This is a genomic window from uncultured Brachyspira sp. (assembly GCF_944393015.1).
Classification (GTDB): Bacteria; Spirochaetota; Brachyspiria; order Brachyspirales; family Brachyspiraceae; genus Brachyspira.
In genome coordinates, this window is sequence record NZ_CALXYQ010000001.1 from 162,441 (window position 1) to 178,873 (window position 16,433).

Here is a 16,433-nt window from a genome sequence, read left to right on the forward strand (position 1 = left end):
AAATAAAAATTAATTACTTAGTATAAATCTTACCGCCATGACGTTCTTTTATTTTGCTTACAGTATCAGCCATCATATTAACAGAAGCCATAATCTCTTCAAAAGTATCAGGTTTTATAGATTGAGCTCCATCGCATAAAGCATGTTCAGGATCATTATGAACTTCTATAATCATACCATCAGCACCTGCAGCAAGAGCAGCTAAAGTGAGAGGAAGTGCCATCCAAGCCTTACCGCTAGCATGTGAAGGATCGCCTATTACAGGTAAGTGGCTCATTCTTTTTATCATAGGTATTGCAGAAACATCGAAAGTATTTCTAGTATAAGTTTCAAAAGTTCTTATACCTCTTTCGCATAATACTACATTGCTGTTTCCTTTATCCAAAATATATTCGGCACTCATAAGCCATTCTTCCATAGTATTAGCTAAACCTCTTTTTAAAAGTATAGGCTTTTTTAATTTTCCTACTTCTTTCAAAAGCTCGAAGTTCTGCATGTTTCTTGCACCTATTTGAATCATATCAACAGTATTTTCAAAATCTTCTAAATGTCTTATAGATACAATTTCACTTACAATTGGTATTCCTACTTCTTCTTTTGCAAGTTTTAATATTTTAAGTCCGTCAAGAGCTAAACCTTGGAAAGCATAAGGAGAAGTTCTAGGCTTGAAAGCTCCGCCTCTAAGTATTGAAGCTCCTGCTGCTTTTACGCTCTTAGCAATATTAATAACCTGCTCTTCACTTTCAACCGAACAAGGACCTGCTATTATTACAGGTTTTCCGGCTCCTACTTTTACTCCGCTTACATCAACAATAGTATCCTCTTTTTTGAAAGCTCTGTTAGCTCTTTTGAAAGGTTCTTGAACTTTTAAAACTCTAGCAACACCAGGTAAAGTAGCCATTAATTCTCTATCAACTTTTGAAGTATCTCCTACTATACCTATAACAGTACAGTCAACACCTACTATTTTGTTAGTTCCTAATCCTGCTTCGATGAGTCTGTCTGTTATATTATTTATATATTCTTCTTTAGCATTTGGTTTCATTACAATAATCATAGTAATTATCTCCTTAAAAATTAAAATATTATGTTAATTATGATTGCTTTATCTTAATAGTTTTCTTATAATTAAAAAATTAATTTATTATGTATTTATTTTTTATTGTTGTGAAAAATAGAATATACTGGCGCCTTAAACGCCAAAAAAGCTAAAGAAAAATGGGAAGCAAAAAGAGTTGCTTATGATAGAGTTAATAAAAATCTTATCTTTCATAGTAATATATTATATATAAAAATTGATAAATGTCAATAAAAAATATATATAATTAACTATATAATAAGAATTATTAAATAAATTCATTGATTTTATTGTAAAATATTATAGAATAAGCAGAGGTATATCTAAAATAATTTTTAAGGCGGTAATTTTATGAAATTAAATAAATATATGGTTTCACCATCGGTTCCAAAAGAATTAGAGCCACTTATAGAAATTACTAAAAACTTTTGGTGGTGTTGGAACCAGAAAGCAGTAACTTTATTAAGAACAATAGATATTGATAATTGGGACAAAAGAGATCATAACCCTATAAGAGTATTAGGAGAATCTCTTCAGGAACGTTTTGATGCTATGCTTCAAGATGATGCAGCTATGATGAATTTAGCTGAAGTTTATGATGAGTTTAAAACTTATATGAAGCAGGAAACTTGGTATAATAGCTTAGATGAAAGTCAAAAAACTCCTAATGAAAAAATAGCTTATTTCTCTTTTGAATATGGTTTGCATGAATCTTTGCCTAACTATTCAGGAGGTCTTGGTATATTATCAGGAGACCATTTGAAATCTGCTAGTGATTTAGGTTTGCCTTTGGTAGCAGTTGGACTTTTATATAGAAAAGGATATTTCAGACAATATTTAAATGCTGATGGCTGGCAGCAGGAATATGATATAGAAAATGATTTCTTTAACTTAGCTTTAGAAAAAGTTTTAGATAAAAACGGCGAAACTATGAAAGTAGATGTTGATCTTCCTGGAAGAAAAGTTTATGCTCAAATTTGGAAAGCTAATGTAGGAAGAATAGAGCTTTACTATTTAGATGCTAACATAGAAGAAAACAGTGTTGAAGATAGAGATATTACTGCTCAGCTTTACGGCGGTAACTTAGAAACTAGAATACAGCAGGAAATATTACTTGGTATAGGTGGTGTTAAAGCTTTAGAAAAATTAGGAATTAAACCTACTATATACCATATGAATGAAGGACACAGTGCTTTTCTTTCTTTAGAGAGAATAAGACAATTAATGGAAAATAATCATTTAGATAAAAATACAGCAAGAGAAGTTGTATTTAGCTCTAATATATTTACAACTCACACTCCTGTACCTGCTGGTAATGATATATTCCCTATAGATATGGTTCAAAAATATTTCGCAGATTATGTTAAACATATAGATATGTCTATGGATGAATTCATAAGACTTGGAAGAATCAATCCAGATGATCAAAAAGAAAGTTTCTGTATGACAGTACTTGCTCTTAACCTTTCTGCTGAAAATAACGGTGTTAGTGAGCTTCATGGACATGTATCAAGAGCTATGTGGAAAGATATTTGGAAAGGTGTTCCTGTTAATGAGCTTCCTATAGATTCTATTACTAATGGTATTCACACTTTAAGCTGGATATCTTTTGATATGCAGAACTTACTTGACAGATATTTAGGACATCGTTGGAGAACTAAACCTTTAGAATATGAAATTTGGGAAAGAGTTCAAAAAATACCTGAAGCAGAACTTTGGAGAACTCATGAAAGAAGAAAAGAAAGACTTATTGATTTCTGCAGAGAAAGATTAAAAACTCAAATAACAAATAGAGGATTCACAAAAAGCGAAATAGAACATGCTGATCAAATACTTTCTCCTGAAGCTTTAACAATAGGTTTTGCTAGAAGATTTGCTACTTATAAAAGAGGTACATTGCTTTTCAGAGATTTAGAAAGATTAAAGAAAATCGTTACTAATTCTGAAAGACCTGTGCAAATCATATTTGCTGGTAAAGCTCACCCACATGATAATGGCGGTAAAGAATTAATAAGAAATATTGCTGAAATATGCAGAAGAGAAGATTTCAGAGATCATATAGTATTTATAGAAGACTATGACATCAATGTTGCTAGATACATGGTACAAGGTGTTGATGTATGGCTTAATAACCCTAGAAGACCTTTAGAAGCAAGCGGTACAAGCGGTATGAAAGTTCCGCCAAATGGAGGTTTAAACTTCAGTGTATTAGACGGATGGTGGGATGAAGCTTATGATGGTCAAAATGGATGGCCTATCGGTAACAGAGAAGAGTACACTGACTTAGAATATCAAGATGAAGTTGAAAGTAAAGCTCTTTATAATGTTTTAGAAAATGAGATTATACCTCTATTCTATGAAAGAGGAAGAGATAATATACCTAGACAATGGGTTGCTGCTATGAAATGGAGTATGCAAACTGTTTGTCCAGTATTCTCTACTAATAGAATGGTTGCTGATTACTTCCATAAATTCTATAACAATGCAAGCAAAAGATATTTCAATATGACTGAAAATGAATTTGCTAAAGCTAAAGAATTAAAAGCTTGGAAACAAGATATCGCTTCAAAATGGTCAAAAGTTCTTATTGAAAACACAATTTCTGAAATGCCTTCAAGAAATTTAAAAGTTGGAAGCAAATTTGAAGTTAAAACTATAGTTAATCTTGGAGATATAGCTCCTGATTCTGTAAGAGTAGAACTTTACCATGGTAAGTTAAGCATGAAAGAAGAAATCATAGATCCTATCACAGTAGAAATGAAGCATTCTGCTGATTTAGGAAACGGAAGACATTCTTTCTCAGGAACTTTGGAATGTACTAACAGCGGACAAAGCGGTTATGCTATAAGAATGTATCCATATCATAAAGATTTAAGCTATAAATTTGATATGAAACTTATTATATGGAGCTAATATCTAATTAAATAGAATAAAAATTAAAAGGCCTTCACATTTTAGTGAAGGTCTTTTTTATTATGAATTAATTATCTTCTGTTTTAATAATAAAAGGATAATCATTATACATATTAGTTGTTAAATCCATTCTTGTTTTAAATGGTATATATTCAAGTTTAGGTTCATAATTCCAATATCTAGTTTCCCCTCTTATACTAGGTATAAAAAGTCTTAATCCTATTGGTAGAGAAGTAGTATCATTTATTATATCTTTATTATGGAGATATATAATACGCCAAAAATTTCTCTCTCCATATATAAATGGATATGATGATATTTTTAATAATGTATCTCCTGCCTGTACTCTATAATATCTAGGAAGTACATCCATTGTTATATCATATCCTCTATCTCTATACTTTGAAAAATCTATATCATTAGTTATTATTAATACACTATTATTAGTACTTATTAATTTATCATTAGTTATAACTGATGTATTTTCATTTGTTAATTCTTCTATAGTTTGAATATCACCTTTTTTTTCAGCCTCATCTAAAATTTTATTTTTTATATAAATTTTTATTGGGGTTTCTTCTATAAATAATGGAGTGGACATTACTATACTGCAAAAAAGAAATATCAAAATTATGATTTTTTTCATATTATAATAATATTAATTATTTTAAATATAATGGTAATTTTTATCGTTAAAATATTTTTTATTTTTAATTAAAATGAATATTTTTATATAAAATTTCTATTTTACTATTTTTATATTGATTTTAGAAAATAATTTTACTATAATAAAAACAATTAGGATTATTTATGAAATACTTTTTACATGTTGCTTTCTTCTTATGTTTGCATATTCCATATTTATATTCACAAGATATAAATACTGAATATAATCAATTTATAACTAAATATTTTCAAATGAATAATAAATATAATCAAGGCTATATCGATTATATTTCTAATAACAAATATATAATAAATTTTTTTAATAATGCCAAAAACTTTATAGAAAATATAAATCCGCAATTTTGGAAAGATGTACTTAACAATCCAAAATTAATAGAAAAATATCCTGAATCTCCTAATACAATACTTTTGATGTCAAGTATCGAATTTTTATATGATATTTATAATTTTAATATGTCAGTTGGATATGCAATAGAACAGAAAATTAAAAGAAAAATACAGTTCAATGCTGCTTCAGGAGATAATTATGGATTAATAATTCCTTTACATTTTCCATTAGGTACTGTAGGTATTGGAGCATACTTAAATTTTCAGCTTGAAGATACAAAATCTTCATTAAGTTATGATAATGATTTTGCAGACTAATAAATTCTATAGATAAAGTACCATTTCCATATATTGAAGTTTTTGGTTCTATTAATTGCTGGACTGCTCCTATGTCCATAGGATTAAGATTTGCATTTATGCCAGGTTACAGCGAATTTTATAATCTTTTTGTTAAAGATACAAAAATAGAAACATTCGGATTACATAGCGGTATGGACTTAAAATTCTATATTTATAGAGATAAATATTTTTTTGTTGATGCCAGAGCAGATTTCAATTTTGATTATGGAAAATTCAATATGGCTTTCATGAATGATAGGTATGTATTTCAGATGCATAATTCCGCAAACAGCACATATACAGGAGCATACTTTGGAACATCAGCCGACATAAAAAGTAAATGGATAAGTTTTGCTTTAACTCCAAAATTAGTTGGAGGATTAAAATTAAGAGATAAAGTTCCATATATAGATTATTTTGCAATATACGGATTTATTGGAGTTGATTTAGTATATAGTTTTGTAGATTCTGATTCTGAATTTGGTATAAATACTGTTACAGAAAATATTAATAATCAAACTTATGAATTTAATACAAGTATGCCTAAAATATCAATAAAAGATAATTATTTCAGTTATGATATAAGAGTTGGTGCAACTATTGATATATTTTACCAATCTTTATCATTTGAATATTCTATATTTTCAAAAAGTTTTTCAGTTATGTTTGTACCATTTGTGTATAGATTTGCTGGAGAACCAAAATTATAAAGGAGTCTAATTTATGAAAATAAAAAGTTTTATCATTCTTATAACTATTATTTTAATTTTTATTGTATCTTGTAATATTTAATATTTAAGTCCTGATAATGCATTAGAAGAAGCAAATAAAATCAATTTTTTTGTATACCAAATTCATTTACCATATACTAGCGGAGGAGGAACTTTTCAATGCCCTGTAATATACGATGCTATAGATAGAAGCGGAGGAAGCAGATTAGGAATTAGAGGAATTATAGATAAAACTACAATATTGAGTATAGCAGAATGCCTAAGAAAGCAGCCTGATAAGCATGTATTTTTGTATGCAGAAAATGTTATTTTTGAAGGAAATGGGAAGAAATGGCCTAATGAAAGTTTTATGAATGTAAAAAATCTTACAGGTGTTTATTTTCCAGCTGATATGGAGGCTATAGGAAATAATGCTTTTGATAACTGCACATCTCTTGAAGCTATAGTTTTAGGTACTAATTTTAAAACTATGTATCCTAGTATGCTTGCTGGTGTAAAAAATCTTAAGCATGTTGTGTATTATGGTACAAGATTAGATTTTACAGGTGCTAATAATGGAGATGCTTGGAAAGGAATAGATCAAAAACAAATGACATTATATTTGGGAAATTTTGACGGATATAAAGAAATTATATCAGGAGGAAAAAAATATACTACTACAAATTGGGCTAGATATACTTGGAAAAAAGTTTATTATAAAGGCGAATTTAGTATAGAAGATATCATAGAAGTATTAGAATAACTATTAACCTATAATAAATATATAAAAACTTATATATCAATAATAAATATTGACTTTTAATATTATAAAGTGTATTATGTAAATAAATTTTGCAAGGAGTATTATTATTATTAGAAATGTTCTTATCACTGCTGCAGCTATTCTATCATTGGTATTAATGATAGGATGCCAAAAAAGCAATAATCTAAATTATATTTTTGCTACAGGCGGAACAAGCGGTACATACTATTCATTCGGAGGAAGCATAGCTAGTATATGGAATGCTAATATAGAAGGAATGAATGTTACTGCTCAATCAACAGGAGCTTCTGCTGAGAATTTAAGACTTCTTAACAGACATGAAGCTGATTTAGCATTTGTACAAAACGATGTTATGGACTATGCATATAATGGTACAGACATCTTTGCCGGAGAAATATTAACTAATTTCTCTGCTGTTCTTACTTTATACCCTGAAATAGTACAAATCGCAGCTACAAAAGAAAGTGGAATAAAATCAATAGCTGATATGAAAGGAAAAAGAATATCAGTAGGAGATGCTGGAAGCGGTGTTGAATTTAATGCCAAACAAATATTAGAAGCTTATGGATTAACTTTCGATGATATAAATAAATAAAATCTTTCTTTTAAAGAGTCAAGTGACGGATTACAAAATGGTACTTTAGATGCTTGTTTCATAGTTGCTGGAATACCTAATGCCGCTTTACAAGAATTATCTTTATCAAAAGATATAGTTTTGGTTTCTTTAGATAAAACTCAATTAGATGAAATTTTAAATCAATATAAATATTATACAGAAGTTACAATACCTGCTAATACATATAATAATGTTACTACAGATACTAGAGCAATAGTAGTAAAAGCAACTATCGCAGTTAATAATAATATACCTGAAGATGTTGTTTATAATTTAGTAAAAACTTTATTTGATAAAAAAGCTGATTTAGCAACTGCTCATGCTAAAGGCGAAGAATTAAATATTGAAGAAGCTTACAAAGGAATATCTATACCATTCCATCCAGGTGCTTTAAAATATTACGAAGAATTGGGATATAATGTACAATAATTACAAATAATATAAGTGTATTCATTGTTTATATTAATTAAATAATGAATACACTAATAATTATTCTGATATATGTTAAAGAAAATTATTATATGTATATCTGTCATCATAATAATTATTGCTTTATTATTTGTACCTCTATTTCCAAGACTTATATTAAATAGTGTTAAAAATAATAAAGATAATTTTATATTTAATATTAATAGAAAAGAGTTTCTAATTTCATATACACATTCTGTAAATAAAGGAAGAATTAGAGATTATTACATTATAAATAATAATAATATTGTACTGGATAAGACTAGATTTGTTTCTTATGGTGCTGGTATGTCAGATCCAGAAGGTAATGAAAAGATAATTATTACAGATGATTATATAGAAATAAACAACATTAATAAAAAAATAAAAGACTTATATTTATTTGTCGGCATTGTAGCTGATCATAGAATAGAATTTGACGGAAAAGAAATAAAGTTAAATACATTATTTAAGCCTCAAACAAATATAAAGATAGAATATAAGAAAGTATCATTATTTAAAATAATTTCAAATATAATGAATAATAAAATATTAAGGGAGAACAATGAAACATAGAAATGATATTCACATTCCAACAGTTGAAGAAATTGATGATTACATGAGTAAATATGACAGTGAATCAAGGTACAGAAGATATTAAGATTGGAAAAAATATTTGATAATAGTAATATCTGTTGTATTTTGTTTATTTCAATTATATTCAATATTATCTGGAAAAATTACAGCACAGATTGTAAGAGCTACTCACCTATCATTTGTTATGCTTCTTGCATATCTTTTATTTCCGATGAAAAAAGATATGCCTAAGGATAAACTTCCTTGGTATGATGTTATACTTGCTGTAATAGGTGCTGCTTCTTGGGCTTATATATCATTTAATTTTGAAGAATTAATAAGAAGAGCCGGAATATACACTACAACTGATGTCATTATAGGTATAATAGGGATACTTCTTGTATTTGAAGCTTGCAGAAGAATAGTAGGACTTCCTATACTTATAATATCAATAGTTTTTATTATATATGCCTTGTTTGGAGCTTATGCCCCTGGTTTTTTGAATCATAGAGGATATTCTCTTCAAAGATTAGTATCACATTTATTTTATAATACTGAAGGAATAATGGGTACTCCTATAGGTGCTTCAGCTACATTTATATTCTTATTTATATTTTTCGGTGCATTGCTTGATAAAACAGGAATAGGACAATTTTTTATAGATATATGTAATGCTATAGCAGGAGGATTTGACGGAGGCCCTGCAAAAGTAGCAGTACTTACAAGTGCTATGTTTGGTACAGTATCAGGAAGTTCAGTTTCAAACACTGTAGGTACAGGAAGTTTCACAATACCTATGATGAAATCTTTAAGATACCGACCAGAGTTTGCAGGTGCTGTTGAGGCTTCAGCTTCTACTGGCGGACAATTAATGCCTCCTATAATGGGAGCTGCTTCTTTCTTAATGGCTGAAAGTTTGGGTATACCTTATATGCAGGTTGCTAAGGCTGCTATTATACCGGCTATACTTTATTTTACAGGTATATTTATAATGGTGCATTTAGAAGCTAAAAAGACAGGACTTAAAGGTTTATCAAGAGATTCTCTTCCTAAAATAGGCGAACTTTTGATGAAGAAAGGTTATTTAGTTATACCTCTTGCTACTATTATATACTTCTTCGTACTTGGTAAAACTGCAATTTATGCCGGATTAATGGGTATAATTGCTGCCGGTTTAGTTGCCATTGTAAACTCAATAGTAGATATTATAATGAAAAGACAGGTAAGTTTCGGATTCAAAGATTTAATAGATGTTTTCGTTAATGCTGCTAGAAATATAATAAGTGTAGCTGTTGCTTGTGCTATGGCTGGAGTTATAATAGGAGTTATTACTTTAACAGGATTAGGTTTAAAAATAGGAGCAGGTTTAATATCTATATCCGGCGGAATACCTTTGTTATTATTATTCTTAACAATGGTAAGTTCTATTATACTTGGTATGGGCGTTCCTACTACAGCAAATTACCTTATCACTTCAACAATAGCTGCAAGTGCAATAATAGGTTTAGGTTATGAACCTTTAGCTGCTCATATGTTTGTATTCTATTTCGGAATAATTGCAGATGTTACTCCTCCTGTTGCTTTGGCTGCTATGGCTGGTGCTGCTATTGCTAAATCAGATCCGCTTAAAACTGGTATTGAAGCTACAAAACTTTCTATAGGTGCTTTTATAATTCCTTATATGTTTATATTCAATCCTGATATATTAATGATAAACACTACTATTGCTGATGTTATACCTATACTTATAACTTCTCTTATTGGTATGTTTGGAGTATCTGCAGGATTAGAAGGATATGTATTTAGAAAATGTAAAGCTTATGAGAGAATATTATTTATTATAGCTGGATTATTATCTATATATCCTGAATTCTATAGTGACATTATAGGAATAGCAGTTATAGCGATATTAGTTATCATACAAATAGCAACAAAAAATAAAATGAATACTGCCGCTGCTGCTTAATAATTAATAATATATAAAAATAATAATGAGGGAGCTTTAATATTTATAAATGCTTCCTCATTTTTATATATACTAAAAATTTTTAAGTTTGTCATTTTTTTATTCAACTTTTTCCCGCCGCACGCCATACCTAAAAGGCACTCCCTACAGTTGCAGGCGGACAGCGTCAAAGAACCAAAAAATGCAAATGTAAAATTAGTAATAAATCATATTAAAATAGTCTTACTTTTAAGATAAATTATTAATTTTTGTGCAATAATAAGTAATCAGCCGCACATATAGAGGACATTCGTTAAGAATAAGTGATACCGTGCGGGAAGGTGCCGCAGCTCGCGGTTGACAAAATATAATTGTTTAGGTATATACTAAAAATTTTTAATTTATTAAATTAAACATCAACTATCAATATGTATTTTCTTTTTAATAAAAATATATTATATAATAGATTTATTTTTTATATTATTATAAAATAAATCGGTATAATTTTCATAAAAGGTTATTTAATGATTAATTTTGATGAATTAATAGACAGAAGAAAAACTAACAGTATAAAATGGACTAAAGCATTCGGAGAAAAAACTTTAAAAGAAAATCAAATTCCTATGTGGGTTGCTGATATGGATTTTAAAGCTGCTCCTGAAATAATAGAAGCAATAAAGAAAGAGGCAGATTTTGGTATTTTTGGTTATTTTACTTATGATGAATATTATGAATCTGTTATAAAATGGCATAAAGAAAGATATAATTGGGATATAAAAAAAGAATGGCTTAATTTCACACAAGGATTAGTACAAGGATTTAATATAGCAATATCTGCTTTAACAAGACCAGGTGAAAGCGTATTAGTTTTAACTCCTACTTACTACCCTATGTTTGCAGGAATAAAAAATCAAGGCTGTCAAATAGTTGAATCAGATTTAATATATGATGATAATACTTGCAGATATACTATAGATTATGAAGATGTAGCAAAAAAAGTAAAAGACAATAATCTAACAGCTGCTTTAATAGGCAATCCTCATAATCCTACAGGAAGACTTTATTCTGTAGAAGAATTATCAAAATTAGCAGATATCTTAATAGAAAACAATGTCAAAATAATTTGTGATGATATTCACTGCGATATAATAGTTGATCCGACAAAAAAATATACGCCATTAGCATCTATAGAAAAATACTCCAATCATATAATTTCAATGAATGCCCCTTCAAAAACTTTCAATTTAGCAGGTGCAAAGGTATCAAATGTTATAATTCAAAATGAAGAAATAATGAGAGCATTCAAATTTCAAATGGAAAGATTCTGCGTATCAGTTTCTATATTATCATTAGCTGCTTGTAAAACAGCATATTCAAAATGTGCTTATTGGGTTGATGAAATGAGAAAATATGTTTGGGGCAATTATAATTATATTAAAAACTATATAGAAAATAGTATATTAAAAGATTATATAAAAGCTGTGCCTTTAGAAGGTTCTTATTTGATGTTTGCTGATAATAAAAACTTAATGAAAGAATTTAATATGAATCAGGAAGATTTAAATAACTTCTATTATGATTCTTGTAATTTATCATTAGATGAAGGGAATGCTTTCGGAAAAGCCGGCATAGGATTTATGCGTTTTAATTTAGCCACTCAAAGATACTATGTTGAAAATGCTATGAATAATATATCAGAAGCTGTAAAAAAATTAAAAAAATAAAATAGGAGTTCTAAAACATTATGGATATAGAAATAGTAGAAAAAGAAGATTTTGAAGTTATAGGAAAAGTAGCCGAAGGAGAAAGTGAAAAACATTCAAAATGGGTATTACCTTTATGGCAGGAATTTAATAAAAATATTAAAGAAATAATTAACTTAGTAAAAATTGATGAAAATAATAATTTGTCCGGTATATGGGGAATAATGAATGATATAGATGAAACCTTTGCCCATTGGGGAGAAAGAGGCAAATATATGGCAGGTGTGGAAGTAAAAGAAAATTCTACTCCTCCTGAAGGCTGGACAAAATGGAATATTAAAGGCGGTAAGTTTATAAAGGTAAAATGCAATATAGAAAATTACAGCAAAATATTTACAAATGTAGTTGAAAATTATGCCCCAAAAAACGGATATATAATAATAGGCAATGTTATGGAATATTATATACCAAACAGTAAAGATTTTTATCTATTTTTTAATATAAAAGGAAATTAATATGCTTGAAAAATTAGTAATAGCAACAACAAATCAACATAAATTAAAAGAAATAGAATCCATATTCAAAGGAACTGTAATAAAAGAAATATTATCAATGCCTTCGGATATAGGTGAAATAATAGAGGATGGAAATACATTTATAGAAAACTCACTTATAAAGGCAAAAACAGTATATAATCATACTAAATTACCATCTTTGGCAGATGATTCCGGACTATGTGTTAATGCACTTGGAGGAAAACCCGGAATATATTCGGCTAGATACGGCGGAGAGACACTTGGATATAAAGAAAAAATGCAGATGCTTTTAGATGAATTAAAAGATAAAAATGATAGAACAGCATATTTTATAACTTCTGCAGTATGTGTATTAGATGATAATTATTATATAGCAGTTGAAGGCAGAGTTAATGGAATAATAATAGAAAATCCAAGAGGTTTTGAAGGTTTTGGATATGACCCTATATTTCAGCCTGATGGATATAATATTACTTATGCTGAAATGAGTTTGGAAGAAAAAAATTCTATGAGTCATAGATCATTGGCTATGAACAAAATGAAAAATATTTTATCTGGTATTTATGCTTATTGATTATATATAATATATGTTTTTCATTGTATAAATCATAAAAAATGTATTTTATATAAAAAAATATAATAATAATTATTGTTTTTAGAATTATAATAAATATTTATACCCTATTTTTATTATAAATTTAAACATTCAATTAAATAAATAATAATAAAAACAATTTAATATATAGCAATAATCATACATATATTACAAAAATCATACAATATTTAATAAATCTATTAAGAATACGATTTTAAATAATAATAATTACTATTTAGTATAGATAACAACTTGACAATGAAAAAAAACTTTATATAATATATAGCATGGAGAGGAAACATGGCTAAACTTCACATTGATAATGAAAATGTAAAAAAGTATATATTTAGTGTTTCAGAAAAATTAATGAGACATTTTGATTTAGAATATGAAATTACCAAAGAAGATGAATACTTTGATTTGTATGCTTTTCATAGAAACGATTTCTTCAAATCATTTATAACTAAATCTACAGTTTATGAAGGTTATTCTGTATTTGAACATATGCTTTTAAGATTTATTAAAGAGTTAAAGAATGAAGATATAGAAAATTTTCAAAATATGCTTATTAGGCTTACTCCTATATTATCTAATCCTAATAAATTTCATAAAAGAAGTTTAATAACAGGAATATTAGTTACAGAAAGTCCTTTAGAAAAAGAATGGGAAAAGATAACAAAAAAATTCTTTTATAAAGTCAATTACAAATTACTATTTCATGGCTGGTCAGAAACGCAATATGCTATAGTATCTATGACAGATAAAAATGTATACTTACCTAAAATGCGTAAGAAAGAATTAAAACTTCTTCTTTCAGATTTTTAGGAGGTTATAAAATAATAAAATTTTTAAGGAGATAAAAATGAATGCTTTCATTCTTCTATTGTTAGGTATGATTATATTTTTCATAGCCTATATAACTTACGGTTCATATCTAGCGAAAAAATGGGGTGTAGATCCGGGCAGAAAGACTCCTGCTCATACTAGACCTGATGGCAGAGACTATGTTCCTACAGATGCTAAAGTATTATTAGGACACCATTTTTCTTCAATAGCTGGTGCCGGTCCTATCACTGGTCCGATTATTGCTACTATGTTCGGCTGGCTGCCTGTGTATTTATGGATTATATTCGGATGCGTATTCTTCGGAGGTGTGCATGATTACGGTTCATTACTTGCTTCTTTAAGACATGAAGGTAAATCTATCGGAGAAGTTATAAGAAGTAATGTTAGCCAAAAAGGTAAGATAATGTTCACTCTTTATGCTTTCATTACCATTTGTTTAGTTGTTGCTGCATTTTTGGATATTACAGCAGGTACTTTCGCAGTAAATGTTCAGACAGTTGGAAATATTGACGCTATAGATTTAGCGGAAAAACAGAAAGCTGCTGCAGGCACTGCGAGTATGCTTTTTATAGTTTTGGCATTGTTATTCGGTTTTTTGGTTTATAGAAGAGGCGTAAACGTAACTGTTTCAACTGTAATAGGAGTTGTGCTATTAGCGGCTGTAGTTTTTTTAGCTGATAAATTTCCGTTCTTAGCTTTAACTAAAGTTCATTGGCAAATAATATTGGTAATATATATAATATGTGCTTCTCTTCTGCCTGTGTGGATACTTCTGCAGCCTAGAGACTATTTGTCTTCTTTCTTATTATATGCTATGGTAGCAGGAGGAGTAGTTGGTTTGATAATTATGAGACCTTCTGTACAAATGTCCGCTTTCAATGGCTTTTTGCCTAGTGCCGGCAATTATTTGTTTCCTATACTATTTATTACCGTTGCCTGCGGAGCTATATCAGGTTTTCACTCTTTAGTAAGTTCGGGAACTAGTGCTAAACAGCTTAATAGCGAAAAAGATGCTAAACTTGTAGGTTACGGAGCTATGCTTATAGAAGGTATAGTTGCAATAGTTGCTTTAATGAGCGTTGCTGCAATTGCAGGAAATACTGAAGGAACTCCAGCTGCTAGATTTGCTTTAGGCGTTGCAACATTTATGAATTCTTTTGGAATACCTATGGGATTAGGTCAAACTTTTGTTACTTTAGCATTCGCTTCTTTTACTTTAACTTCTTTAGACAGTGCCACTCGTATAGGAAGATACTTGGTTCAAGAATTGGGTGAATACTATACTGAAGATGGAAGAACAGTAAAAACCGTATTTACAAATCCTTATCTTGCTACAGGTATTACTGTTGCCATATCTTTAGGATTTACTCTTTACGGCTATGAAAGAATATGGCCTATATTTGGAAGTGCTAACCAATTATTAGCAGGTTTAGCATTACTTGCTGTTGCTGCTTGGATAAAAAATACTCAAAAAAGAAACTCTTGGGAAACTATTATTCCTTTAGTATTCATGTTTGCTGTTACTCTTTCCGCTTTATGCTTAGTAGTATATACTAATGTTATGAAAGCTACTTTTGACGGTTATGTATTAGCTGCAATAGCTGCTATTATGATAATATTAGCAGTTATAGAATTATTCATCACTGGTCAATGGGCTCGCGGATTATCTAAAGAAACTGCTTCTAACCCTAATGATCCTATCAAAAACAAATAATTTTATTTAATATAGAATTTTCCCCTTTCATAATTATTTTATGGAAGGGGTTTTTTATTTCACTATATTTTAATACTATAACAAATATACAACTATTATCTGAATCAAATTTTTAATCTAATTAAATTTTTAACTTTGTCGATATTCAATATGACTTATATTTTAAACAAAGGTGAATATTTTCTAATATTATGTCTAGTAAGAAATTTAAATTAAAAGAAGAAAAAGCTGTGTTTGCTGATATTAAATCTGCAATATCTATAGCAATATTTGACAATGAAATCAATAATTATGACGGCAGTGTTGATACAGATGTAAGAAGAGCTGTTATGTACAATAAGATAGTATTTGAGAACTTGGTAAAACGTCTGTTTTCATATCAGGCAAGCCGCGAAGATAAAAAGGATAGATTAAAAGAACTTTCAATTATAAAAATGATAAAAAATGAAAGTAATTTAATATCTAGAGAAAGGATTTATTATATAGAAAATCCTAATGAAAAAACTTTTGAATTTTTAAATGATGTTTTAGAAAAAGACAAAAAAAAGGTAAGAGGATACAGTGAATATATACTATATTCGCTATTTAATCATTATTTTGACTATATAAAAAATTGA

13 protein-coding genes and 2 pseudogenes are annotated in these 16,433 nt (G+C 28.6%); 13 read left to right on the forward strand and 2 right to left on the reverse strand.

The annotated features are described in order from the left end of the window. Positions 1-13 precede the first annotated feature (13 nt). Positions 14-1,057 (reverse strand): 3-deoxy-7-phosphoheptulonate synthase, encoded by a 1,044-nt coding sequence (gene aroF, locus Q0K19_RS00695; protein ID WP_270003972.1) that lies wholly within the window; start codon positions 1,055-1,057, stop codon positions 14-16. 372 nt (positions 1,058-1,429) lie between these two features. Between aroF and glgP the strand changes: the two genes are divergently transcribed. Continuing rightward, on the forward strand, positions 1,430-3,991 hold the full coding sequence (gene glgP, locus Q0K19_RS00700; RefSeq protein WP_297244693.1) for an alpha-glucan family phosphorylase: 2,562 nt from the start codon (positions 1,430-1,432) through the stop codon (positions 3,989-3,991). 67 nt (positions 3,992-4,058) lie between these two features. On the opposite strand, the gene Q0K19_RS00705 is transcribed toward glgP, so the two are convergent. Next, positions 4,059-4,592: a hypothetical protein gene (locus tag Q0K19_RS00705; RefSeq protein WP_297244695.1), complete on the reverse strand. Its 534-nt coding sequence runs from the start codon at positions 4,590-4,592 to the stop codon at positions 4,059-4,061. Positions 4,593-4,801: 209 nt separating this feature from the next. On the opposite strand from Q0K19_RS00705, the gene Q0K19_RS00710 reads away from it, so the two are divergent. The 12 genes and pseudogenes from Q0K19_RS00710 (at position 4,802) to Q0K19_RS00765 (ending at position 16,433) form a co-directional block, all read left to right on the forward strand. Beyond that, positions 4,802-5,323: a hypothetical protein gene (locus tag Q0K19_RS00710; RefSeq protein ID WP_297244696.1), complete on the forward strand. Its 522-nt coding sequence runs from the start codon at positions 4,802-4,804 to the stop codon at positions 5,321-5,323. Between the two features lie 71 nt (positions 5,324-5,394). Beyond that, positions 5,395-6,054 carry a hypothetical protein gene (locus tag Q0K19_RS00715; RefSeq protein ID WP_297244698.1) on the forward strand — a complete coding sequence of 220 codons (660 nt, stop codon included), beginning with the start codon at positions 5,395-5,397 and terminating at the stop codon, positions 6,052-6,054. Between the two features lie 262 nt (positions 6,055-6,316). Next, complete coding sequence (locus Q0K19_RS00720; protein ID WP_297244700.1) at positions 6,317-6,817, forward strand: leucine-rich repeat protein; 501 nt, start codon at positions 6,317-6,319, stop codon at positions 6,815-6,817. A gap of 109 nt (positions 6,818-6,926) precedes the next feature. Further along, positions 6,927-7,883 (forward strand): annotated as a pseudogene (locus tag Q0K19_RS00725) (TAXI family TRAP transporter solute-binding subunit). A 72-nt stretch (positions 7,884-7,955) separates the two neighbouring features. Next, entirely contained in the window at positions 7,956-8,477 is a 522-nt protein-coding gene (locus Q0K19_RS00730; protein ID WP_297244702.1) for a DUF1850 domain-containing protein, read from the forward strand. Beyond that, positions 8,467-10,443, forward strand: a pseudogene (locus tag Q0K19_RS00735) (TRAP transporter permease). The gene Q0K19_RS00730 and the pseudogene Q0K19_RS00735 overlap by 11 nt, the downstream one beginning before the upstream one ends. Positions 10,444-10,946: 503 nt before the next feature. Then, a complete protein-coding gene (locus Q0K19_RS00740) occupies positions 10,947-12,146 on the forward strand; it encodes a MalY/PatB family protein (RefSeq protein WP_297244706.1) in 1,200 nt (399 codons plus the stop codon). Between the two features lie 20 nt (positions 12,147-12,166). Then, complete coding sequence (locus Q0K19_RS00745) at positions 12,167-12,640, forward strand: GyrI-like domain-containing protein (protein WP_297244708.1); 474 nt, start codon at positions 12,167-12,169, stop codon at positions 12,638-12,640. Position 12,641: 1 nt separating this feature from the next. Next, complete coding sequence (gene rdgB, locus Q0K19_RS00750) at positions 12,642-13,235, forward strand: RdgB/HAM1 family non-canonical purine NTP pyrophosphatase (RefSeq protein WP_297244710.1); 594 nt, start codon at positions 12,642-12,644, stop codon at positions 13,233-13,235. A gap of 321 nt (positions 13,236-13,556) precedes the next feature. Then, complete coding sequence (locus tag Q0K19_RS00755) at positions 13,557-14,081, forward strand: hypothetical protein (RefSeq protein ID WP_297244712.1); 525 nt, start codon at positions 13,557-13,559, stop codon at positions 14,079-14,081. Positions 14,082-14,118: 37 nt separating this feature from the next. Beyond that, positions 14,119-15,816 (forward strand): carbon starvation protein A, encoded by a 1,698-nt coding sequence (locus Q0K19_RS00760; protein ID WP_297244714.1) that lies wholly within the window; start codon positions 14,119-14,121, stop codon positions 15,814-15,816. A gap of 191 nt (positions 15,817-16,007) precedes the next feature. After that, on the forward strand, positions 16,008-16,433 hold the full coding sequence (locus Q0K19_RS00765) for a hypothetical protein (RefSeq protein ID WP_297244716.1): 426 nt from the start codon (positions 16,008-16,010) through the stop codon (positions 16,431-16,433).